General features: G+C 59.6%; 22 protein-coding genes and 2 tRNA genes. 3 read left to right on the top strand and 21 right to left on the bottom strand.

Annotated elements, in window-relative coordinates:
• Window positions 1-129: 129 nt before the first annotated feature.
• The 21 genes from LG281_RS02940 to LG281_RS03040 all read right to left on the bottom strand — a co-directional run bounded on the left by LG281_RS02940 (window position 130) and on the right by LG281_RS03040 (window position 21,002).
• Window positions 130-387: a DUF1467 family protein gene (locus tag LG281_RS02940; RefSeq protein WP_404404204.1), complete on the bottom strand. Its 258-nt coding sequence runs from the start codon at window positions 385-387 to the stop codon at window positions 130-132.
• 3 nt (window positions 388-390) lie between these two features.
• Window positions 391-2,073: a ribonuclease J gene (locus LG281_RS02945; protein ID WP_404404206.1), complete on the bottom strand. Its 1,683-nt coding sequence runs from the start codon at window positions 2,071-2,073 to the stop codon at window positions 391-393.
• A 189-nt stretch (window positions 2,074-2,262) separates the two neighbouring features.
• Window positions 2,263-3,099, bottom strand: coding sequence for a biotin--[acetyl-CoA-carboxylase] ligase (locus LG281_RS02950; RefSeq protein WP_404404208.1), 837 nt, complete (start codon window positions 3,097-3,099; stop codon window positions 2,263-2,265).
• A gap of 1 nt (window position 3,100) precedes the next feature.
• Window positions 3,101-4,546 carry an NADH-quinone oxidoreductase subunit NuoN gene (gene nuoN, locus LG281_RS02955; RefSeq protein ID WP_404404210.1) on the bottom strand — a complete coding sequence of 482 codons (1,446 nt, stop codon included), beginning with the start codon at window positions 4,544-4,546 and terminating at the stop codon, window positions 3,101-3,103.
• A gap of 9 nt (window positions 4,547-4,555) precedes the next feature.
• Window positions 4,556-6,130: an NADH-quinone oxidoreductase subunit M gene (locus tag LG281_RS02960; protein WP_404404212.1), complete on the bottom strand. Its 1,575-nt coding sequence runs from the start codon at window positions 6,128-6,130 to the stop codon at window positions 4,556-4,558.
• Complete coding sequence (gene nuoL, locus LG281_RS02965) at window positions 6,127-8,085, bottom strand: NADH-quinone oxidoreductase subunit L (protein WP_404404214.1); 1,959 nt, start codon at window positions 8,083-8,085, stop codon at window positions 6,127-6,129. The genes LG281_RS02960 and nuoL overlap by 4 nt, the downstream gene beginning before the upstream one ends.
• Window positions 8,086-8,091: 6 nt before the next feature.
• A complete protein-coding gene (gene nuoK / locus LG281_RS02970) occupies window positions 8,092-8,406 on the bottom strand; it encodes an NADH-quinone oxidoreductase subunit NuoK (protein ID WP_404406601.1) in 315 nt (104 codons plus the stop codon).
• A gap of 11 nt (window positions 8,407-8,417) precedes the next feature.
• Entirely contained in the window at window positions 8,418-9,023 is a 606-nt protein-coding gene (locus LG281_RS02975) for an NADH-quinone oxidoreductase subunit J (protein ID WP_404404216.1), read from the bottom strand.
• Window positions 9,024-9,033: 10 nt separating this feature from the next.
• Window positions 9,034-9,522, bottom strand: a complete 489-nt coding sequence (gene nuoI / locus LG281_RS02980) for an NADH-quinone oxidoreductase subunit NuoI (protein ID WP_404404218.1) — start codon at window positions 9,520-9,522, stop codon at window positions 9,034-9,036.
• Window positions 9,523-9,534: 12 nt separating this feature from the next.
• Window positions 9,535-10,566 carry an NADH-quinone oxidoreductase subunit NuoH gene (nuoH, locus tag LG281_RS02985; protein ID WP_404406603.1) on the bottom strand — a complete coding sequence of 344 codons (1,032 nt, stop codon included), beginning with the start codon at window positions 10,564-10,566 and terminating at the stop codon, window positions 9,535-9,537.
• Window positions 10,567-10,638: 72 nt separating this feature from the next.
• A complete protein-coding gene (nuoG, locus tag LG281_RS02990; RefSeq protein ID WP_404404220.1) occupies window positions 10,639-12,735 on the bottom strand; it encodes an NADH-quinone oxidoreductase subunit NuoG in 2,097 nt (698 codons plus the stop codon).
• Window positions 12,736-12,740: 5 nt separating this feature from the next.
• A complete protein-coding gene (nuoF, locus tag LG281_RS02995; protein WP_404404222.1) occupies window positions 12,741-14,048 on the bottom strand; it encodes an NADH-quinone oxidoreductase subunit NuoF in 1,308 nt (435 codons plus the stop codon).
• Window positions 14,049-14,060: 12 nt separating this feature from the next.
• The gene (gene nuoE, locus LG281_RS03000; protein WP_404404224.1) at window positions 14,061-15,200 is read right to left on the bottom strand and encodes an NADH-quinone oxidoreductase subunit NuoE; all 1,140 of its coding nucleotides are present in this window, start codon (window positions 15,198-15,200) and stop codon (window positions 14,061-14,063) included.
• Entirely contained in the window at window positions 15,200-16,402 is a 1,203-nt protein-coding gene (locus LG281_RS03005; protein ID WP_404404226.1) for an NADH-quinone oxidoreductase subunit D, read from the bottom strand. The genes nuoE and LG281_RS03005 overlap by 1 nt, the downstream gene beginning before the upstream one ends.
• On the bottom strand, window positions 16,399-17,001 hold the full coding sequence (locus tag LG281_RS03010; protein WP_404404228.1) for an NADH-quinone oxidoreductase subunit C: 603 nt from the start codon (window positions 16,999-17,001) through the stop codon (window positions 16,399-16,401). The genes LG281_RS03005 and LG281_RS03010 overlap by 4 nt, the downstream gene beginning before the upstream one ends.
• Before the next feature lie 9 nt (window positions 17,002-17,010).
• The gene (locus LG281_RS03015) at window positions 17,011-17,565 is read right to left on the bottom strand and encodes a NuoB/complex I 20 kDa subunit family protein (RefSeq protein ID WP_404404230.1); all 555 of its coding nucleotides are present in this window, start codon (window positions 17,563-17,565) and stop codon (window positions 17,011-17,013) included.
• Complete coding sequence (locus LG281_RS03020; protein ID WP_231805053.1) at window positions 17,556-17,921, bottom strand: NADH-quinone oxidoreductase subunit A; 366 nt, start codon at window positions 17,919-17,921, stop codon at window positions 17,556-17,558. Before LG281_RS03020 ends, LG281_RS03015 begins: the two co-directional genes overlap by 10 nt.
• A gap of 326 nt (window positions 17,922-18,247) precedes the next feature.
• On the bottom strand, window positions 18,248-18,763 hold the full coding sequence (locus LG281_RS03025; protein ID WP_404404233.1) for a hypothetical protein: 516 nt from the start codon (window positions 18,761-18,763) through the stop codon (window positions 18,248-18,250).
• 184 nt (window positions 18,764-18,947) lie between these two features.
• On the bottom strand, window positions 18,948-19,700 hold the full coding sequence (locus tag LG281_RS03030; protein WP_404404234.1) for an outer membrane protein: 753 nt from the start codon (window positions 19,698-19,700) through the stop codon (window positions 18,948-18,950).
• Between the two features lie 272 nt (window positions 19,701-19,972).
• Entirely contained in the window at window positions 19,973-20,545 is a 573-nt protein-coding gene (locus tag LG281_RS03035) for an outer membrane protein (protein ID WP_404404236.1), read from the bottom strand.
• Window positions 20,546-20,928: 383 nt separating this feature from the next.
• Window positions 20,929-21,002: transfer RNA gene (locus LG281_RS03040), tRNA-Cys, on the bottom strand.
• A 450-nt stretch (window positions 21,003-21,452) separates the two neighbouring features.
• Here LG281_RS03040 and LG281_RS03045 point away from each other — a divergent pair.
• The 3 genes from LG281_RS03045 (at window position 21,453) to LG281_RS03055 (ending at window position 23,403) form a co-directional block, all read left to right on the top strand.
• The gene (locus tag LG281_RS03045) at window positions 21,453-22,061 is read left to right on the top strand and encodes a molybdenum cofactor guanylyltransferase (protein ID WP_404404238.1); all 609 of its coding nucleotides are present in this window, start codon (window positions 21,453-21,455) and stop codon (window positions 22,059-22,061) included.
• A gap of 100 nt (window positions 22,062-22,161) precedes the next feature.
• Window positions 22,162-22,236: transfer RNA gene (locus LG281_RS03050), tRNA-Asn, on the top strand.
• Between the two features lie 153 nt (window positions 22,237-22,389).
• Entirely contained in the window at window positions 22,390-23,403 is a 1,014-nt protein-coding gene (locus LG281_RS03055) for a TerC family protein (protein WP_404404240.1), read from the top strand.
• Window positions 23,404-23,411: the final 8 nt, after the last annotated feature.

Here is a 23,411-nt window from a genome sequence, read left to right on the forward strand (position 1 = left end):
GCCAAAAGCCCTGCTTTTTTTTACATTTTGGTTTGTTGCGTTCGCTTGCGCGGCCCTTCGGGTCCGAACCGAAAAAGTGGGAGCCATCCCCGGATCACATCCGAGGACACGCTTTTTCTGGAAACACTCTTACGACCAGTATTCCTGCAACCAGGGGCTTGAAAAGCCCCACAGTGCCAGCGCCATGAAAATGGCCGCCAGCACAGTCGTTGCCAGGAGCTTTTGCCAGAGGAACGGCCGGACCGGAGCGCCCGGCTCGGTGCCGTCGGTCACCTCCCCATCCTCGTGCTGTCCGCGCACGCCGAATGGAAGCACCATGAACAGGCATAGCCACCAAATGACAAAATAAACAGCGGCGAAGGTGAAAATCTGTGTCCAAAGTTGCATCGGTTAAACCTGATGAACGAAAACCTTGACGATCGGCTTGCGGCCCCACGCGGCGTTGACTTCGGAGCGAACCGCGCGACGGATGGCTTCACCGAACCGTGCGGTATCCGCGCGGCGTTTGGCAGGGAAGCTCTTGATCGTGCCCTGCGTAGCCTTGACGACGACGTCGCGGAGCGGATCGTCGTCTTCCTCGAGTTCGGGCAAACCGTCGAGGTCATAGGACGGGCCTGAGACGACCTTACCCTGCCGGTCGACCACCAGCGTTACGACAACGAGGCCGCCGAACGCAAGCTTACGACGGTCGCGGACATTGCTTTCTTCGGGCGCACACAGCAGGTTGCCGTCGAGATAGAGAACGCCGGTGGGCACTTCCTTCTCGAACTTTTGTGGCGTTGGAAAGAGCCGCACCATGTCGCCGTTGCGGATCGAGAGCACAGTCTTGATGCCCCTTTCGCGCCCGAGCGCGGCGTGGGCTTCAAGGTGCATGGGTTCGCCATGGGCGGGAACGAGGATATCGGGCTTTACCCAATCGTAAAGCTGAACGAGTTCGTGGCGGCGCGGGTGGCCGGTAACGTGGATCAACTCATCGCGGCTGGTAATGACCTCGACACCGCGATCGACGAGCTGGTTCTGAATGTCGATGACCGCCTTTTCGTTCCCCGGAATGGCCCATGAGGAAAAAAGGACGGTATCGCCGGGTGAGAGATCGATGACCGGATGCGTGCCGGCAGCGATGCGCGCCATGGCAGCTCGAGCCTCACCCTGACTACCGGTGCATATAAGCACGACCTTATCGCGGGGGAGATAGCCGTAGGCGTCCTGGTCGTGGAATTCGGGAACGCCTTCGAGCAGGCCGAGTTCACGTGCGATACCGGCGACACGATGCACCGCCCTGCCCGCAGCAACGATTTCCCTGCCCGCCTTGGCGGCGGCACGGGCAATTGAAATCATACGCCCGAGATTCGAGGCGAAGATGGTGACGGCCACGCGGTGCTTCGCCGTAGCGATCAGGCGCTCGATGTTGACGGCGATCTCGGTTTCGGACGGGCTGTCACCCTCTTTCATCGCGTTCGTCGAGTCGCAGACGAGCGCCAGCGGGCGGTCGTCATTGCCGATCTGACGGAAACGCTCGATGTCGGTCATGGGCGTGCCGACGGGCGTTGCATCGATCTTCCAGTCGCCGGTGTGGAGGACACGACCGGCGGGCGTGTCGATAAGAAGAGCGCAGCTTTCGGGGATCGAATGCGAAACGTTGATCGCTTCGACGGTGAACGGACCGACCTTGAAGGGGTTGCCGGGCTCGAAGATCGTGATGTCGACATCGTCGTCGATGCCGTTGGACACGCGCTTGGCCTCAAGCATAGCTGCGGCGAATGCGGTCGCATAGACCGGCTTTTCGTAGCCCGGCCAGAGATCGAGAACGGCACCGTAGTGATCTTCGTGGGCGTGGGTAAGGACAAGGCCAACGACGCGGTCGGCTTCCTCTTCGAGAAAGCGAGTATCCGGCATGACGAGTTCAATGCCAGGCAGTTCGGGCCCGCCGAAGGAGACGCCGCAATCGACGACGAGCCAATAGCGATCATCGGCCGGGCCGAAGCCGTAAAGCCCCATATTCATACCGATTTCGCCAATGCCGCCGAGCGGTACGAAGACGAATTCCTCCACCGAAGTGCTCTGTTTTGCCATATCTTTTCCAATAGCCGACCGGGCGGCAGAATGCCGCCGACCGGACTTCCTTCCATGTCAATTCCTCAGCATCTTCGCTTGTCTTTGAACGCGAAAATGCTCCAAATTCTTGTTTTATCGTGCATTCAAACCGCAAAAGTGGTTTCCACTTTTGCTGAAAGCACGACGCTATCGCGCCGGCTGAACGCGTTAAAGCTTCAGCGTCGCGGTTGTCCCGAAGTGGACGTCGCCGGCCGCTATGGCAATACGATGCCCCTCAGGATCGCGGACAATCAGACGGCCCGCATCGTCAATTGTTTCGAAAACGCCCCGGACGACGTCACGATTGCGCTGAACGGCGACTTCCGCGCCGATGCCCGCCGCAGCCGCACGCCATGCGTCAAGAATTTCGGCAATGCCCCGACCGTTATCCCAGACCTTGAAGCAGGCGACCCAGCTTTCAGCCAGCGCTTCGAAAACCGTTGCAGCGTCTACCGCTATTCCGAGATCGCGCAGGGCTATTGCCGGATATGGCAATCCCTCTGGCGCGGCAACGACGTTGATGCCGAACCCGATGACGATCGCCTGGCGCCCGTCGGGGCGCTTGTGGCCTTCGAGGAGAATGCCCGCAAGTTTGGCGCCGTCCGCAAGCACGTCATTGGGCCATTTGAGCGCAATGCGCGCAGATGCGCCCTCGCTACGTCCATCGGCACCGTCGATACCGCTAGCGATCCTTGCGTTGGGGATGAGCTTTTCAAGCGCGCAGTTGAGCGCGACACCGGCAACGAAACCGAGGCTCGCGAAGCTTTCGGTTTCACCATCGGGGGTGATCAGCAGGCTGGCGGCGAGATTGCCGTAGGGGCTTTCCCAAGGGCGGCCTCGCCTGCCCTTGCCCGCGGTCTGCTGGAGCGCGGCGAACCACAGTTTTCCGCTATCCCCTGCCATGGCCGCGTTGGCAGCTTCGGTATTGGTCGAGCCGACCGTATCGAAACCGATGACGCGATATCCCTCGACGTCTGCCGAAGCGGGGAGCGGAAAGCCTGCCACGTTAGAATAAACTTCCCGCCGCCGCGTGGGCCCACTGGCTCAAGGGCGCGCCGATGGTGAAGTAGTAGGTGACGACAAGGAAGCCCGTGAGCGCGATTACGACGCGCAGTTCCATCGCTGGAAGCGCAAAGGTCTGCGTCGGCTCATCGAAATACATCACCTTGACCACGCGCAGGTAATAGAATGCGCTCACTGCGCTCGCCAGCATACCGATGACAGCAAGGACGAAAAGCTGTGCTTCCATCGCCGCAAGGAAGACCTGCCATTTGGCGAAGAACCCTGCGAGCGGTGGCAGTCCGACCAGTGAGAACATGAACACCGCGAGCATGGCAGCGACGAAGGGGCGGTTCTGCGCGAGGCCTGCCAGATCATCGATGGTTTCGACATAGCCATCCTCATTACGCAACGCGAGGATGCAGGCAAAGGTGCCCACGGTCATGGCAAGATAGATCGCCATATAGATCACGACACCTTCAACCCCGACGAGATTGCCCGCTGAAAGTCCAACGAGCGCGAAACCGACATGCCCGATGGAGGAATAGGCCAACAGGCGCTTGAGGTTGTTCTGCCCGATCGCGGCGAATGCGGCGAGCACCATCGAAGCGATGGAGATGAAGATCACAACCTGCTGCCAATCCTGCGCAATAGGCTCGAAGGCGTCGAATACAACGCGGATGACGAGTGCCATGGCCGCAACCTTGGGCGCGGACGCGAAGAACGCGGTGACCGGCGTCGGGGCGCCTTCATAGACGTCGGGTGTCCACATGTGGAAAGGTACTGCCGAAATCTTGAATGCGAGGCCTGCCAGAAGGAAAACCAGGCCGAAGATCACACCTGCGCTCCGATCGCCAAGCGCGATGGCTTGAGCGATTTCGTTAAGTTGGGTGTGGCCCGTAAAGCCATAGACCAGCGACGCGCCGTAAAGCAGCATGCCCGAGGAGAGTGCGCCGAGAACGAAATATTTGAGCCCGGCTTCCGTAGCCTTGGCGCTGTCGCGCTTGAATGCGGCGGCGACATAGAGCGCGAGAGACTGTAACTCCAGGCCGACATAGAGGTTCATGAGATCGTTGGCCGAGATCATCATGAACATGCCGAGCGTCGCAAGGACGACGAGTACCGGGTATTCGAACTTGTTGAGCCCGTGGGCCTCGGCATTGGAGACCGCGAGGACGAGCGCGGAGACCGAGCCAGCGATGACAAGCGCTTTCATGAAGCGCGCAAAACCATCGTTGATATAGCCTCCGGCAAAGAGCACGCCTTCGTTCGGGGCGGCGACGACGAGAACACCTACGCCGATCAGCAGGCCGATCGTGACCCCGGTGATCCAGGGCGCGGCCTCTTTTTTCGAAAGGACCCCCATGAGCAGGAGCACCAGCGCTCCGATCGCGAGGAGCATTTCGGGATAGGCGGGCGCCAGGGAGGCGAAGCCGGCAAATTCATACACCATATTCACCTCCTAATGGCTCGTGTGCGCGGGCTCGGCCGCCTCGACGGCTTCAACCGCTTCGACGGGCATAGACACATCGACATGGGCAACTGCCGTTTCGATGCCCGTGGCCGCTACATATTGATCGACAAGGGCCTGAACCGACGCATTGGTCGCATCGAGTATCGGCGCGGGATAGAAACCGAAGAAGATCGTTAGTGCGACCAGCGGCACGAGGGTCAGGACCTCGCGGCGGTTGAGATCGAGGATGGACTTGAGATTTTCCTTCTCGAGCGCGCCGAAGATCACCTTGCGGTAAAGCCACAGGGCGTAGCACGCCGAGAGGATGACACCGGTCGTCGCGAAAAGCGCGAACCATGTGTTGACCTGGAAGATCGCCAGAAGCGTCAGGAATTCGCCAATGAAACCGGACGTGCCCGGAAGGCCGACATTAGCCATGGTGAAGATCATGAACGCGAAGGCATATTTGGGCATGCGCTCGACGAGACCGCCATAGGCGGCGATCTCACGGGTATGCATGCGATCGTAGACGACGCCGACGCACAAGAAGAGCGCGCCGGAGACGAAGCCATGCGAGATCATCTGAAAGATTGCGCCCTGCACGCCATAGATGTTGCCGGCAAAAATCCCCATAGTCACAAAACCCATATGGGCGACCGAGGAATAGGCAATCAGCTTCTTGACGTCAGTCTGCACCAGCGCGACCAGCGAGGTAATGATAATCGCGGCGACCGAGAGGACAAACACGAAGTTCGAGAACATCAGCGAGGCGTCGGGGAACATCGGCAGCGAGAAGCGCAGGAAGCCATAGCCGCCGAGCTTCAGCAGGATCGCCGCCAGGATGACCGAGCCGGCCGTTGGCGCTTCGACGTGCGCTTCGGGCAGCCAGCGATGGAACGGCCACATGGGCATCTTGACCGCAAGCGAGGCGAAGAAGGCGAGCCAGAGCCAGGTCTGAGCTTCCGGTGGGAAATCGACGTTCATGAGCCGCGCGATGTCGGTGGTACCACCGATCCAGTACATCGCCATGATGGCCAGCAGCATCAGTACCGAGCCGGTGAAGGTGTAAAAGAAGAACTTGTAGGTCGCCTGAATGCGCCGTTTGCCCCCCCAGATACCGATAATGAGGAACATCGGAATGAGCGTGCCTTCGAAGAAGACGTAGAACATCGCCAGATCCAGGGTAGCGAAGACGCCGATCATCAGCGTTTCGAGCACCAGGAACAAGAGCATGTACTCACGCACGCGGTTGGTGACCGAGTCCCAGCTGGCGAGGATGCACATAGGCATCAAAAGGCCGGTGAGGACGATGAAGAGCACCGAAATGCCGTCGACACCCATACGGTAGCCGATGACGTCACCGAGCCAGACGTGGTTCTGGACGAACTGGAAATCCGCCGTCGTCGAGTCGAACATCCCCCACATGACCAGCGTGAAGATGAAGGTCACGACGGTCGTGGCGAGCGCGATGCGCTTGATGTTGAGAACCGAAACCTCGTCCTTGCCGGGCGTCAAGAGAATAAAGAAGGCGCCGACGAGCGGGAGGAAGGTGACGATTGTTAGTATATTGTTGGACAGGATCATCCCAGCAGTCCCCCGGCGGCAATAGCCCAGGTGATGAGCGCGGCGACACCGATAAGCATCGCGAAGGCGTAGTGATAGAGGTAGCCCGATTGCAGGCGTGTGACTTGGTCGGTCACCTGCCTGACGCGGCGGCCCAGCCCCTCAACGATGGTCTGGTCGACGAACCAGTCGTCAAAGCCCTTCCAGAGCGCATTGCCGATCCAGCGTGCCGGCTTAACGAAAATCACATCGTACAGCTCGTCGAAGTACCATTTGTTCAAGAGGAACTGGTAGAGCCCGGGGTGCTCGCGGGCGAGTTCGGCGGGGGTCTCCGGCCGGCGGATGTACATGTACCACGCCACCACGAAGCCAATAACCATAGCGATGGTTGCGGACCACTTCGCCCAAACGGGAACGTGGTGCGCCTCCTCGAGCACGTGCGCATCGACGACCAAGGAGCCACCGAAGAATTCGGCAACGTGCTCCGCGTTCTCAAAGAAAACGCCGTAGAACACCGCACCTGAGAGCACCGCACCAGCGGCAAGCACATAGAGCGGAACCAGCATGACGTTCGGGCTCTCGTGAGCGTGGTCGAACGTGTGGTGGTCGGCGCGGGTCTTGCCGTGGAAGGTCAGATGGATGAGACGCCAGGAATAAAAGCTCGTAAAGAGCGCGGCGATCACCAGCGACCAGAAGGCGAAGGAGCCGGTCCATCCGCCGAAGGCATAGGCGGATTCGATGATGGAATCCTTCGAGAAAAACCCGGCGAAACCCAGCGGCGTGCCCGGAATACCGACGCCGGTCAAGGCCAGCGTGCCGACGATCATGAGCCAATAGGTGATCGGGATCTTTTTCGCGATGCCACCCATATTCCGCATGTCCTGCTCGTGGTGCATGGCATGGATAACGGAGCCGGCGCCCAAGAACAGGAGCGCCTTGAAAAAGGCGTGGGTGAAGAGGTGGAAAATGCCCGCCGAGTAGGCCCCCACTCCGAGCCCGACGAACATGTAGCCAAGCTGAGAACACGTCGAATAGGCGATCACGCGCTTGATGTCGTTCTGGACAAGGCCGACGGTGGCCGCGAAGAAGGCGGTGATAGCGCCGATGGCGACGACGACAACGGTCGCGGTTTCGCTCATCTCGAACATGGGCGAGAGGCGGGCAACCATGAAGACGCCCGCCGTCACCATGGTTGCGGCGTGGATGAGCGCGGAGACCGGGGTCGGGCCCTCCATGGCGTCCGGCAGCCAGGTGTGCAGCAGGAACTGCGCAGACTTGCCCATCGCGCCCATAAAGAGCAGCAGGCACAGGACCGTGATGGCATCGAAATTCGCGCCCAGGAACGGGATCGTTGCGCCTTGCATGGCCGGGAGTGCGGCGAAGGTTTCGTCGAATCCGAGCGTGCCGAGCATGAAGAAGGTGCCAAAGATGCCCAGAGCGAAGCCGAAATCGCCGACGCGGTTGACGACGAACGCCTTCATCGCCGCGGCGTTGGCCGAGGGCTTGGTGTACCAGAAACCGATGAGAAGGTACGAGGCGAGCCCCACGCCTTCCCAGCCGAAGAACATTTGAAGGAAGTTGTCGGCAGTCACCAGCATCAGCATGGCGAAGGTGAAGAGCGAGAGATAGGCGAAGAACCGCGCGCGGTGCGGATCGTCGTGCATGTACCCGATGGAATAAAGGTGCACGAGGCTCGATACGGTGGTGACCACGACGAGCATGATCGCGGTGAGCGTATCGACGCGGAGCATCCACCTGAGGTCGAGATCACCCACGACAACCCAGCGCATCACTTCGACACTGTAGGGCTCAGGATGGCCGAGCCAGAAGGGGATGAAAACGATCCACGAAAAGAGCGCAGCGGCGCCCAAGAGCGCGGTCGTGATGATCTCGGCCGGACGGTGGCCGATGGCGCGGCCGAAGAGACCGGCCACGAGCGCGCCGATGAGCGGCAGGAAAACGATAGCCTGGATCATTGCCGCCTAGCCCTTCATCATATTGACGTCGTCAACCGCGATGGAGCCGCGGTTACGGAAGAAGATTACCAGGATCGCCAGCCCGATTGCGGCCTCGGCGGCTGCCACGGTGAGGATCACCAGGGCAAAGACCTGGCCCACGAGATCGCCCAAATGCGCAGAAAAGGCGACGAAGTTGATATTGACCGCCAGAAGGATCAACTCGATCGACATCAGGATGATGATGACATTCTTCCGGTTGAGGAAAATGCCGAAGACCCCGATGGTGAACAGAATGGCGGCGACGGTCAGGAAGTGACCGAGCCCGATAACCGGTGTCATCATTTGCCCTCTTACAACCCCTTGCCGCTCTCGACTTTGACGATCTCGAGCCCGCTCTTGCCGCGGGCCACTTGCTTGGCAACGTCCTGGCGCCGGACGCCCGGCTTATGGCGCAGTGTCAGGACAATTGCGCCGATCATGGCCACCAGAAGCACCAGCCCGCAGGCCTGGAACAGATAGATATAACGCGTGTAAAGAATCTGCCCCAGCGCCCGGGTATTCTCGATTCCCCCGGCGATCGGCAAGACCCCACTCCCCGCACCTTCGGGCGCCAGATAAGCTGTACCCGCAACGAGCAGAAGCTCAAGCAGCAGGACGATCCCGATCAGGGCACCAATGGGCATGTATTGCAGCATGCCGGAGCGCATCTCCGCGAAATCGACGTCCAGCATCATCACGACGAACAGGAACAGCACTGCGACGGCGCCGACATAGACGACGATCAGGATGAGTGCGAGGAATTCCGCACCGGCCAAAAGGAAAATGCCCGCGGCGTTGACGAAGGCAAGAATGAGAAACAGCACGGAATGCACGGGATTGCGCGAGGCAATCACCATGAGCGCGGATGCGATCGCGATGGCCGAGAAGAGGTAAAAAAATAAAAGAGGCAGAACCACGTCGATGCTCCTAGCGGTACGGCGCGTCGAGCGCGATGTTGGCGGCCAGCTCGCGCTCCCAACGGTCGCCATTGGCCAAGAGACGCTCTTTGGAGAAGTAAAGCTCCTCGCGCGTCTCGGTCGCGAATTCGAAATTCGGCCCTTCAACGATGGCGTCGACCGGGCAAGCTTCCTGACAGAAGCCGCAATAGATGCATTTGACCATGTCAATGTCGTAACGAACCGTCCGGCGCGTGCCATCGTTCTGGCGCGGGCCAGCCTCGATGGTGATGGCCTGTGCCGGGCAGATTGCCTCGCACAGCTTGCACGCAATGCAGCGTTCCTCGCCGTTGGGATAGCGGCGCAGGGCATGCTCACCCCGGAAGCGCGGGCTCACACGCCCCTTTTCAAAGGGGTAGTTTATGGTCGGTTTAGGCGCGAAGAAGTAGCGCATCGCCAGGAAGAAGGTCGATACGAATTCGCGGAGGAGAAGCGCGTCGAGGAATCTCAATGCCTGCATTTCGATTTCTCCTTACATGCCACCGTGCCAGCCCCAGCCAGTGAGCTGGAGAACGAAGGCAACGGCAATGACCATGAAAAGCGACAGCGGCAGGAACACTTTCCAGCCCAGCCGCATCAGCTGGTCATAGCGGTAACGCGGGACGATGGCCTTGACCAGAGCGAACATGAAAAAGGCCACCGACAATTTCAGAACGAACCAGACAACGCCCGGTATCCATGTGAAAGGCGGCAGATCGATCGGAGATGCCCAGCCGCCGAGGAAGAGGAGCGTCGTCAGTCCGCACATCAAGATGATCGAGACGTACTCGCCGAGCATGAACATCATGTACGGGGTCGAGCCATATTCCACCATGAAGCCCGCAACAAGTTCGGATTCGGCTTCGGGCAGATCGAAGGGCGGACGGTTGGTCTCGGCCAGCGCGGAGATGAAAAAGACGATGAACATCGGAAAGAGCGGCAGCCAGAACCAGTTGAGGAACGACAGCCAAGGCACGCCCAGCATATGCGCGAGCCCCATTTCCTGCTGCGCGACCACGATGTCTGTGAGGTTCAGCGACCCCACGCACAGAAGCACCGTGATGATCACGAAGCCGATGGAAACCTCGTAGGAGACCATCTGTGCAGCTGAACGCAGCGCACCAAGGAATGGGTATTTCGAGTTCGAGGACCAGCCCCCCATGATGACGCCGTAGACGCTCAGGGACGAGATCGCGAAGATATAGAGAATGCCAACGTTGATGTCGGCCAACGCCCAGCCCTGATCCAACGGAACGACGGCCCAGGCCGAAAGCGCCAGCAGCACCGTAACAAGCGGCGCCAGCAGGAAGACCACCTTATCGGCACCCGCCGGAATAACCGGCTCCTTGAGCGCGAATTTCAAAAGGTCTGCGAAGCTTTGCAGAAGGCCGAAAGCACCAACGACGTTGGGTCCGCGCCGGATTTGCACGGCGGCCCAGATCTTGCGGTCGGCAAGAAGGATGTAAGCGGTGAACAGCAGCAGCGAAACGAGCAGCAGCAGGGCTTTCCAGACAAACCCGACCATCGTGCCCCATCCCAGGATGGGTACGCCAAGAAGATAGTCGAGCGCGTAAATAATCCAGTCCATATCGAGGCCTTATTCCGCTGCCTGTTTGAGGCCAGCCATCAATTGCGAACATTCGGCCATAACGGCAGAGGCCCGCGCGATGGGGTTGGTGAGGTAAAAATCGGTGATCGGCGAGATGAGCGCGTTGCCCTTTTTCGGCGCCGTGGCTTTTGCGAGCTTGGCGACGTCGGATGCCTTGCCCCCTGCAATGCCGTCGAGCCGGGCCAAGTGCGGGAATTCCGCATAAAGGTTGGCGCGCAACGCAGTCAGCGAGTCATAGGGCAAAGTGACACCCAGGACTCCGGAAAGCGCGCGCAGGATGGCCCAGTCTTCCTTGGCTTCTCCGGGAGCGAAGACGGCACGGGTGGTCATTTGAACGCGCCCTTCGGTATTGACGTAGGTCGCGCTCTTTTCGGTGTACGCGGCGGCTGGCAGGATGATGTCGGCCTTGTGCGCTCCGGCATCGCCGTGCGTGCCAATATAGATGACCGTCGTGTTCTCGCCAATGGCCGAGAAGTCAATCTCGTCGGCACCAAGAAGGAAGAGGACGTCGAGTTCGCCCTTATTGGATGCCTTGAGCATGCCGGCAGTGTCGAGCCCACCTTTGCCTGGCACAAAACCGATATCGAGGCCCCCGACACGGGCTGCAGCGGTGTGCAGGACGCCGAACCCATTCCACTCGTCACTCAGCGCACCGTTCTTCTGCGCGACCTCGGCGGCGAGCCCGAGGACATCCTTGCCCGAAGCGCCGGTCATCGCACCTTCGCCAACGATGACGATCGGGCGCTTGGCGTTCTCGAGCGTCTTGGCAAAAGCCCCCTTGCCTGCGGCAAGTTCCGCCAAAGTATCGATGCCTGCGCCCAGATGAGCATAGTCGTAGGTCAAATCGGCAGGTTCGCCAATGAGGCCGATTTCGACATTGCCGGCGCGCCACGCCTTGCGGATGCGGGCATTGACGATGGCAGCCTCGCGGCGCGGGTTCGTGCCGACGATAAGAATGGCGTCGGCCTGTTCGATCCCGGCAATCGTTGGGTTGAAAATGTAACCCGCCCTGCCTTTCTTAGGATCGAACGCAGAACCGGCGGGACGGGAATCGATATTGCCCGAGCCAAGCGATGCCAGGAGCGCCTTGAGCGCGAACATCTCTTCAACGCCGGCCAAATCGCCTGCAACAGCGCCGATCTTCGCGGGATCGGTTTTCTTGATGCGCGCGGCGACGGCGGCGAAGGCCTCGTTCCAGGTCGCGGCCTGGAGCTTCTTGCCCTTTTTAACATAAGGTCGGTCGAGGCGCTGGGTGCGCAGGCCGTCCCAGACGAAGCGGGTCTTATCGGAAATCCATTCTTCGTTGACGCCTTCGTGGATACGCGGAAGGATGCGCATCACTTCGCGGCCACGGGCGTCGACACGGATGTTCGAACCGACGGCGTCCATGACGTCGATGGATTCGGTCTTGGTCAATTCCCAAGGACGGGCCTGGAAGGCGTAGGGCTTGGAGGTCAGCGCGCCAACGGGGCAGAGGTCGATGACGTTGCCCTGCAACTCGCTGGTCATAGCCTGTTCGAGATAAGACGTGATCTCGGCATCTTCGCCGCGCCCAATGAGTCCCAGTTCGGAGACACCGGCGACTTCGGTCGTGAAGCGCACACAGCGGGTGCAGTGGATGCACCGGTTCATGATGGTCTTGACCAGCGGACCGATATGCTTGTTCTCGACGGCGCGCTTGTTTTCCCAATAGCGCGAGGAATCCACGCCGTAGGCCATCGCCTGATCCTGCAGATCGCATTCGCCGCCCTGATCGCAGATCGGACAATCGAGCGGATGGTTGATCAGGAGGAATTCCATCACGCCTTCGCGGGCCTTCTTGACCATAGGCGTATTGGTGAACATTTCCGGCGGCTCACCATTGGGGCCAGGGCGCAGATCCTTGACACCCATGGCGCAGCTCGCCTGCGGTTTCGGGGGACCGCCCTTCACCTCGACGAGGCACATACGGCAATTGCCGGCGACCGAAAGGCGCTCGTGATAGCAGAAACGAGGGATTTCGGCGCCGGCCGCTTCCGCCGCCTGCATCAGGGTGAAGTGATCAGGCACTTCAATGAGTTCGCCGTCGACCTTGATTTGCGCCATGAACTTTACTCCGCCGCAACCGACGGCACAGCGCCGTCAGAGCTGGACTTGTAGGTGTATGCGTCGATCCGCTCTTCGATGACGTGCCGGAAGTTGCGGATCAAACCCTGGATGGGCCAAGCCGCCGCGTCGCCGAGCGCGCAGATGGTGTGGCCCTCGACCTGCTTGGTCACTTCGAACAGCATGTCGATTTCGCGCTTCTGGGCTTCGCCGCGCACCATGCGATCCATGACGCGCATCATCCAGCCGGTGCCTTCGCGGCACGGCGTGCACTGGCCGCAGCTTTCGTGTTTGTAGAAGGCTGAAAGACGCCAGATCGCCTTGATGATGTCGGTGGACTTGTCCATCACGATAACCGCCGCCGTGCCGAGCGAGGAGCCAACCTCGCGCAGGCCGTCGAAATCCATATGCGCGGAGCGGATCTTTTCGCCTGGAACACACGGGACCGAAGACCCACCCGGGATGACGGCGAGGAGATTGTCCCAGCCGCCACGAATACCGCCGCAGTGCTTCTCGACGAGCACGTCGAACGGCGTGCCCATCTCTTCTTCGAACGTGGCGGGGTTATTGACGTGACCCGATACACAAAAGAGCTTGGTGCCAGTGTTGTTTTCGCGGCCAAGGCCGGCAAACCAGGATGCTCCGCGACGGAGGATTTCCGGGACGACGGCGATGGATTCGACGTTGTTGACGGTGGTCGGGCAGCCATACAGGCCCATTCCGGCCGGGAATGGCGGCTTGAGGCGCGGCTGCCCCTTCTTGCCTTCGAGGCTTTCAAGGAGCGCGGTTTCCTCCCCGCAGATATAGGCCCCTGCCCCGTGGTGGACGATGATATCGAAGTCCCAGCCGTGGATGTTGTTCTTGCCGATGAGCTTGGCGTCGTAGGCCTGCTGCACCGCGGCTTCGAGGCGCTCTCGCTCGCGCATGAACTCGCCGCGGACATAGATATAGGCGTGGTGCGCGTCCATGGCGCGGCCTGCGATCAGGCAGCCCTCGACGAGGTGGTGCGGGTCGTGGCGAAGGATTTCGCGGTCCTTGCAGGTGCCCGGCTCGGATTCGTCGGCGTTGACGACGAGGTAATGCGGGCGCCCATCGGATTGCTTGGGCATGAACGACCATTTAAGGCCGGTCGAGAAGCCCGCGCCGCCGCGGCCGCGCAACCCGGAGGCTTTCACCTCGTTGGTAAGCCAGTCGCGGCCCTTGTCGAGCAAATCCTTGGTGCCATTCCAGGACCCACGGCGTTTGGCGCCTTCGAGCCCCCAATCGTCGAGCCCGTAGAGATTTGTGAAGATGCGATCTTTATCTTCAAGCATAGCTCATCTCTCCTAGCGCGGCTTCTTGCCGAAAACGCGGACATACTCGTCCACGCCGCCGTCGGCCAGCGCCTTGGCCTGACCGGTCCAATTGTCCCGCGCGATGCGGCCCTTGAAGCGCAGAGCATCATCCACTTTGGCGATCTCGCCGTCGGTCAGGGCAGCAATCTGGGCATATTTGGTGATGCCCAACGCGTGCAGCTTACGTTCGAGCGCGGGGCCGACGCCGGAAATGAGCTTGAGATCGTCGGGCTTGCCCCTGGGCGTCTTGAATAGCGGTGTTGCCGGTCTATCGCGGTGCGGTGTGACAGCCTGTGACTCGCTGCCTGTCGCCCCTTTGCGTCCTGCCTGGCCAAGTTTGCCCTTTACCGGGGCAGCGGCCTTGCGCCGCGCCTTTTCGGCGCCTGCGACCGAAACCTTGGCTTCGTCGGACGGACCGTCAATCGCTGGAGCGGCCTCCTCAGTCACCTTCCGCTTCTTACCTGGCGCGGTTCCAGTGGCCGGTTTCGCTTTCGTACCGTTTTTGTGGCCGGGCCGCGCCGGAATCTCGGTTAGCGTCGTCTGCCCTGCCGCCGGCATGGCATATTGCCGGCCATTCTGCGGGCCGGGCGTGATGGTATCGCCCTTGCCGTCGCGGAAGGCGATGAGGATTTCCTCGAAGCGCTCGGGGGTCAGGTCCTCATAGGTGTCCTTGCCGATGGTGACCATCGGGGCGTTGACGCAGGCGCCAGCGCATTCGACTTCCTCCCAGCTCAGCGTGCCATCCTCGTTGAGGTGGTGCGGATCGGGGTGGATGTGCTTTTGGCAGACGGCGCGGATATCCTCGGCGCCGCGCAGCATGCACGGGGTGGTGCCGCAGACCTGGACGTGGGCGCGCGTGCCGACCGGCTGGAGCTGGAACTGGGTATAGAAGGTTGCGACTTCGAGCACGCGGATATAGGGCATGTCGAGCATGTCCGCGACGCTTTCAATGGTCGCGCGGGATACCCAGCCGTCCTGCTCCTGCGCACGCATCAAAAGCGGGATCACGGCGGACTGCTGGCGGCCCTCGGGATATTGCTTGATTTTAGCCTTGGCCCAAGCCGCGTTCTCCTTGGTGAACGCGAAGCTCTCGGGCTGGATGGCTTCATCTGCAAGGCGACGCACACTCATCAGCGATCAACCTCTCCAAATACGATATCGAGCGAGCCGAGAATGGCCGTCACGTCGGCGAGCATGTGCTTGCGCGACAGGAAATCCATGGCCTGAAGGTGCGCGAATCCGGGCGCCCTGATCTTACAGCGATACGGCATGTTGGTCCCATCGGAGACGAGGTACACGCCGAATTCGCCCTTAGGGGCCTCGACGCAGGCATAAACCTCGCCCTCAGGTACCCGATAGCCTTCGGTGTAGAGCTTGAAGTGGTGGATGAGCGCTTCCATCGAGCGCTTCATCTCGCCGCGTTTGGGCGGCACGACCTTACCGTCGGTCGCCGAAACGGGCCCCTGCCCTTCGGGCGAATTGAGCAATTCGATACACTGGAGCATGATCTTGTTGGACTGGCGCATCTCTTCCATGCGCACGAGATAACGATCATAGCAGTCGCCGTTCTTACCGACGGGGATGTCGAAGTCCATGCGGTCGTAGCATTCGTACGGCTGTGCCTTGCGCAGATCCCAAGCTGCGCCCGAACCGCGCACCATGACGCCGGAGAACCCCCAAGCCCAGGCATCCTCGAGCGACACGACGCCGATATCGGCGTTACGCTGTTTGAAGATGCGATTGCCGGTGAGAAGGCTGTCGATATCATCGAGCGCCTTGGGGAACTTTTCGCAGAACGTTGCGATATCGTCGATGAGATCCTGCGGCAGGTCCTGATGGACACCGCCGGGGCGGAAGTAGGCCGCGTGCATACGGGCACCCGACGCGCGCTCGTAAAAGATCATCAGTTCTTCGCGCAACTCGAAGCCCCAGAGCGGCGGTGTCAGCGCGCCAATATCGAGCGCTTGCGTGGTAACGTTGAGCAGATGCGAGAGCAGCCGGCCCATTTCCGAATAAAGCACACGGATCAGCTGGCCGCGGAACGGGACCTCGATGCCGAGCAGACGCTCCGCCGCTAGGGCGAAGGCATGCTCCTGGTTCATCGGCGCAACGTAGTCGAGCCGATCGAAATAGGGCACGGCCTGGAGATAGGTCTTGTGCTCGATGAGTTTTTCGGTGCCGCGGTGCAAAAGCCCGACATGCGGATCGACACGTTCGACGACCTCGCCGTCAAGCTCAAGCACCAGCCGCAGCACGCCGTGCGCGGACGGGTGCACCGGCCCGAAGTTCAGCGTGAAGGTCTTGACGTCGACCTCAGGAGCTACAGACGTCATTGGTTAGCCTTTTCATCTCCGGGGAGCACGTAGTCAGTCCCTTCCCAAGGCGACAGATAGTCGAAGTTCCGGAATTCCTGGGCCAGGTTCACAGGCTCGTAGACGACGCGCTTGCGGGATTCGTCATAGCGAACCTCGACGAAGCCGGTGAGCGGGAAATCCTTGCGCATCGGGTGCCCGTCAAAGCCATAATCCGTGAGAAGACGGCGTAGATCGGGATGTCCGGAGAACAGAATCCCATAAAGATCGTAGGCTTCCCGCTCGAACCAATTGGCGCCGGGATAGACGTCGGTGATCGAGGGAACCGGCGTGTCCTCGTCGGTCGTCACCCGCACCCGCACACGCGTGTTCTGGGTGGGGCTAAGGAAGTGGTAGACGACATCGAAACGTTGCGTGCGGTCGGGATAGTCGACACCGCAGACGTCGATGATCGAAACGAACCGGCACCGCGCGTCGTCGCGCAGGAAACGGGCTATGGAAACGATCTGGCTGGCCTTGGCCTCCAGCGTCAGCTCGCCATAGGCGACAAAGAACCCGTCAAGCGCGTCTTCGAGCTTGAGCGCAATATACTCGCCCAGTTCATTAAGAGCTTCGTCCATGGCCTGCCCTTACCGTTCTATCGTGCCTGTGCGGCGAATCTTCTTTTGCAGAAGCAGAATGCCGTAGAGCAGCGCTTCGGCGGTCGGCGGACAGCCAGGGACATAGACGTCGACTGGCACGACTCGATCACAGCCACGCACCACCGAATAGGAATAATGGTAGTAGCCGCCACCGTTCGCGCAGCTTCCCATCGAGATGACGTAGCGCGGCTCGGGCATCTGGTCGTAGACCTTGCGCAAGGCAGGAGCCATCTTATTGGTCAGTGTGCCGGCGACGATCAGAAGATCGGACGTGCGAGGGGACGCGCGTGGAGCGGTGCCGAAGCGTTCAACATCATAGCGCGGCATCGACATCTGCATCATCTCAACCGCGCAGCATGCGAGGCCGGTCTGCATCCACATGAGCGAGCCGGTACGGGCCCAGTTAATAAGCTCGTCGGTAGTGGTGACGAGGAAGCCCTTGTCGGCGAGTTCGTTATTGACCTCGACAAAGAGCGGATCGGTGTCGGGAACAACGCTCGTCGGCTGGGCCGTCGCTATCGTTTGCGTGCGACTCAATCCCATTCGAGTGCTCCTTTCCGCCACTCATATATGAAGCCGATCGTCAGGACGCCAAGGAATATCATCATAGATGTGAACCCGAACCAGCCGAGTTCGCCGAAAGCGACCGCCCACGGAAACAGGAACGCCACTTCGAGATCGAAAATGATGAAAAGAATGGCGACGAGGTAAAACCTGACGTCGAACTTCATACGGGCGTCTTCGAATGCTTCGAAACCGCACTCGAAAGCGGAAACCTTCTCGGGATCGGGGCGTTTGACCGCAATCAAGAAGGGTGCCACGAGAAGCGCGAGGCCGATCACGCCGGACAGCCCCACAAAAATCAAAATTGGCAGGTAGTTGCTGAGCAATTCGTTCATAAGACAGCCATGCCTTGTCAGAAGCCCGGCGGGGGAGTGCCGGACGCAAGGACCACGCACCTCCGTTGGCCGGGCCCCTAGTGTCGGACAGGGCTTAGCCCAGCCCCATCCCTGTTTCAAGGGGGCATAATATTGACCATTTTTGTCATGTATTTACGACGAAAGAACGATCTGCCGCCCATTGGCAGCGCATCGCAATACCTGCGCGGATTTGACGCCGCGCATTGCTCCCAAAAAGGCTAAGGCGCCCGCCTAAGCGGACGCCGGAAATCTAGCGCTGTTTTGACCTTAGGGTGCCAAGCCGCGACGGCATTGGCGGTCAACCGTTACATATGGAACGCGACGCCTGCGGTGAGTCGCATCTCGTTCGGACCCGAGCCCCATTCCCCTGTTCCGAGCGCCTCGCCTCGCACGCTGACATAGTCGGTTACGCCGTATTCGATACCGCCGCCGAATGCGTACCCAAAATTACCGGCAATGAGCCCGGTGCCGCCAGCACCATAGATAAGGGCATCGCCGAAGGCGGCGCCGCCTTTTGCAAGGACCAGAGCATCAAGCGCGATCGTGCTATCGAAGTCACCGCCAAGCTGAGCTTCCGCACCGAGCACGAAAGTCTGGTCAACAGCGACATTCACACCGGTGAAAATACCGGCGCTCCAGGATTGCTCCCCATCGGTCACCGGAACGCCGCCGCCATAAACGCCGGAATAAAAGCCGTCCCAGTCAAACCCGAGACCCATATTATAGTTGTAGCCACTATACACGTCTTGCGCGAACGCCGGGGCAACGGCGAGGCCGCCGGTCATCGCAATCGCCACAAACATCGCTTTGAGGGCACGCATTTCACGTCACTCCGTTAAGGTTAATTCGTCGGCATTATTGCGCACGCGCGTGAGCGGGCAACAAAAGCCTCCGAACGTGCCTAAGACTTTACTAAAATTGTAGAGATCGACGCCCTGCCCTCACATACGACAAAAAAGAACCCCGCTCGACGGCGGGGTTCAGGTTCTGCGTAGGGTTCAAAATCTAGAAGTGGAACAGCATCTGGGCGCTGATGGTGTGTGAGTGCGAAGACAGGCCTTCAAGTTCGGGAATCTCCTCCGCCAGCCATCCAGCGGCCGAAAATCCGTACTCGTACTCAAAGTCGACGCTCACGGCGTCGGAGAGCGCAACTTCCACACCCGCGCCGATGGTGCCGAACAGATTGCCGAAGTGTTCGAGTTCTTCGGTGACCTCGTCGCTGGTCATCGGGTCCACGTATGTGAACGAGGTATTGTTGTTGCTGTAGATCGCGCTCGCACCGCCCGAGCCGTAAACCAGCACGGTAGGCGTAACGAGATACCCCAGGCGCGCCGAAAGGTCAGCCGAATAGCCGCCCGACCTGTAGTCGAAATTGATATCGTCCGGAGCACCGCTGAACAGCTCGCTCAGATCGCCGGTACCACTCCCCGAAAAGCCATAGATACCAGCGGCAGCCTCAATGCCGAAAACCACCGAATCGAACTGCGCGTTGCCACCGAGGACGATCTGCCCGCCATAAACGGTGGGATAGAATGCAAAATCCGGCTCCGACGCAGCCGCGTCGCCGTCGAATTCGTAGCTCTGCCAGGATGCAGTGCCGCCCAGACCGGCATAGAAACCGGACCAGTCGAATTCATCCTCAATGACGGGCACCACCGGGACAATAGGCGTCGAAACAACCGGATCGGCTGCTTGAGCCACCGAGGCTGCGAGCAGTGTTCCGACCGCCAGTATGAGTGGTTTATGAAAATAGGTCATCTGTCCCCCAAGACAGTTTAAAATCCAATCGAGCCATCCCTCATTCCAGCGCGAACTATGGCTGAAGCGGGAATGCACATGCATGATCCATTTGGACCATTTGCCATTCCTATCCTATCAGGAACCTTGAATTGGGTGCCTCTCAAGGTCATCTTTCGTCTACAATTCGGCCATAATCTAAACATTGCATTACCAGGGCAACAAACAAAGAAAAACGGCCCCGCCGTGTGTGGCGGGGCCGTTCTGTAAATTCCCGTATACGGGCGGCGCGCCTAGAAGTGGAAGTTGGCGCCGACCGTAAACTTGTGGATGTCCGTGCTCGGCACATCGTTGGTCTGATCCCAGCCATAGAGGTACTGGCCGCGCAACGTGACGTCGTCGGTCACGGCGAATTCGAGACCACCACCGGCGAGAATGTGGTTACCCACGCCATCGGCGGCGTCGAAATCCGAACCGAAGCCGACAGCGGCATAAGCAAGCATCTCGTCAGTGATGACGACACCGCCGCGGCCCAGAATCGAACCGTAAGCATAGATGTCGCCGTTGTTGGGCGGGAAGACACCATCAATGGCAACTTCAGCACCGACCAGGAAAAAGTCGAACGTAGTGTTCACACCGGCCTGGGCACCGACAGTCCAGGACGTTTCCGAATCGTCGATATTGTAAATGCCACCGACGCTGGCACCGGCATAGAAGCCGTCCCAGTCAAAGCCACCGTCATCCATCATCACAGGAGCAGATGCAACCGGCGGCGGCGGGGTAGTGATCGCGTCAGCAGCGAGCGCACCGCTGAAAGCGGTCGTGGACAGAAGCGCGGCAATGGCCGCTTTCTTGAGCGAGTTCATAAGTCGTTGTCTCCTTTTTACCGGCGTGTGCAAACTAGAACCTTGCCGGTTAGCACTTGTTCCAAAGGACCGGACGTCACAGCCTTAAAGCAAGGGAGGTGTTGCTTTGATGCCACAACAACGCCTGGCCGCCAGCCCTCGTGCCGTGAACCGGACCTTCACGCCCGACTACGGACGAAGTGGGGCCGACTCGTGGCAAGAATAGGGCAAGCCGTTGATGTTGCTCAAAAGCAACGTTTTTTTGGTTAGCGAGCGGTAAATTCACGTACCGGCGACACGCAAAATGGATCGCCTTGTCCGTGCCATTACGGAGCCCCCGAAACCATGCCACGCGCTCCCGCACCACACGCGCCGAATCATCCAGAATATCAATAGAGGGGGAATGGAGGCCTCGACCGGAATCGAACCGGTGTACACGGATTTGCAATCCGCTGCGTCACCACTCCGCCACGAGGCCTCTGGCGGGCGGTTCTAAGCGATGGGCGGGGGTTATGCAAGCGCATGAAGCACCCCACCGTCATTTTTCATCCAAAGCCACGCAGAGGGTTGCCAAGCCGGTGGATTGCAGGGGCTTTTGCGCCGAAATTCGCATATCACCACATGCCGTAGCGGTACGTGCCTAGCGAAAGAACCCAATACCTACCCATATGACCAATACCCATAGGATAGCCGAGACTACCGCGGCCAGAAGACACCCTTTTGCGTGCTTGGTCATTTCGTATGCTTGGCCGCTTTGACATTTTCAGAGGGTAAATCACAATCCGAGCATTTGCCCATAATTGTCAGCGCCACCCGAGCGCATTGCATTGCTATAGTATCAATTATGGCGGCATTGTGGGACTCTTGGCTGAGGACCGCATCGTGGCCCGATAATTCGGGTCCGTAAGTGTCAGAGTCTGGAGGCATTGTGAATAACGTCGGTGTCATTCTCTCCGGTGGGGCCGGATTGCGGATGGGGGGTGTCCGCAAGGCCGACCTGAGATTGGGGGGAACTCCCCTTCTGGCCCGTGTCTTCGGTCGCCTAGCGCCCCAATGCGACCGTGTATTATTCTCGATCGCGCGAGAGGCGGCAGTTTCAAAAGCGGCCGAATCGCTCGCTCTTGAAACAATTGAAGATGAGCCCGACGGTCCGCCTGGGCCAGTTGCAGGACTTTTCGCCGCGATCCGATGGTGCGCGGTCAACGCACCTGAGGCCCGCATTTTGACTGTGGCTGTCGATACGCCTTTTTTCCCAAGCGATTTTTCCACCCGGGCGAATGCCTTGCTTACGGACGACGTGGGGGGTGTGATTGCCGCATTTGGCGAAAACCGCTACCCGACCAACATCCTTTGGCGGCAGGAGGCGCTCGAAGCGACGCTTTCGGGAGCGTCGCGAGACCGGCGCGGCCCCTCGCTCTTTTCGCTTGCCGAGGCGGCGGGATGCGTATCGCTCGATTATGCTCCGCTCGCTACGGCGAACCCTTTTGCCAACGTCAACGCCCTGCCCGACCTGCTCGCGCTTTCTCGGCGTTCATAGGCGGTTTTTCCCATCGAGCGGGCGTATTCGATTTGGGGGTTGGCAAGCGCGAACAAATTGGATAGATCAACGCCACCTGTTCATCAGGGCTACCTCTTGTTCCCCGGTAGCTCAGTGGTAGAGCAACCGGCTGTTAACCGGTTGGTCGCTGGTTCGAATCCGGCCCGGGGAGCCATTTCCTTCTCAAATCGTGATCTGGGCGGCCCTTTTCATTGCATATGAAAGAGCGTATAGCTCGCCGCGCAGTGCCGGGCCCCTCTGGCGATTGGCTCTTGAGCCTTTCGTGATGTCGGAACTGCTCCACTTCTAACATGGAGACGGTCCGGCGATGGAAATCCTCGCACATTTGCACGAAACCCAGTTCCTGGGTACGCCTGCCTGGTTCTGGCTGGCATTCATAGTCATTGTCGTCGCCATCATGGTGTTCGATCTGGGCTTTTTGCACAAAGAGCAAAAAGAGATCAGCGCCAAAGAGAGCTTCATGCTCTACGGCATGTATGTGGCCGTCGCGTTCGCATTCGGCGCGTGGGTCTGGATTGCACGCGGATCGGATTCCGGGCTCGAATTCTTCACCGGCTATATCATCGAACAGAGTCTGGCGATGGACAACATCTTCGTCATCGCCTCAATCTTCACGTTCCTTGGCGTTCCACGGGTCTATCAGCATCGTGTCCTGTTCTGGGGGATCATCGGCGTGCTTTTGTTTCGTGCGATCCTGATCGGGGCCGGCGTGGCGCTCGTCCAGGCGTTTCAGCCGATTCTCTTCGTTTTTGGTGCATTCCTCGTCTTTACTGGCGCGCGGATGTTCTTTGAAGTCGAGCAAGAAGATGACCTCGAGAACAACAAAATCCTTAAATTCCTGCGCCGGCATTTCCGAATCACGCCGCAGTTCCATGGCAACAAGTTCTTCGTCGAGCAGGAGCACGCCAAGACTGGCAAGGTCGTGATGTATCTCACCCCACTGGCGGTTGCGCTCATCATGGTCGAAATTATCGACGTAATCTTTGCGGTTGACAGCGTGCCGGCGATTTTCGCGATCACGCAGGACCCTTTCATCGTCTATACCTCGAACGTCTTCGCTGTGTTAGGCCTGCGCGCGCTATTCTTCGCGCTGTCTGCTGCAATGGTGCGGTTTCGCTACCTGCAGTTCGCCCTGGCGCTTGTGCTGGTGTTGATCGGCATCAAGATTTTCCTCGTGCCGCTACACATTCATATCGACACCGCGCTTTCGCTCGTGGTGACCGTTTCGATCCTGGCTGCAGGGGTGGCCTACTCTCTTTGGAAAACGCGAGGAGAAAACGGACGCGCAACGGAAAGCCCGCAAACGAGTGAAGATTCCTGACAGGCCCC

This window comes from Pelagibacterium halotolerans (genome assembly GCF_044811015.1).
Classification (GTDB): Bacteria; Pseudomonadota; Alphaproteobacteria; order Rhizobiales; family Devosiaceae; genus Pelagibacterium; species Pelagibacterium halotolerans_A.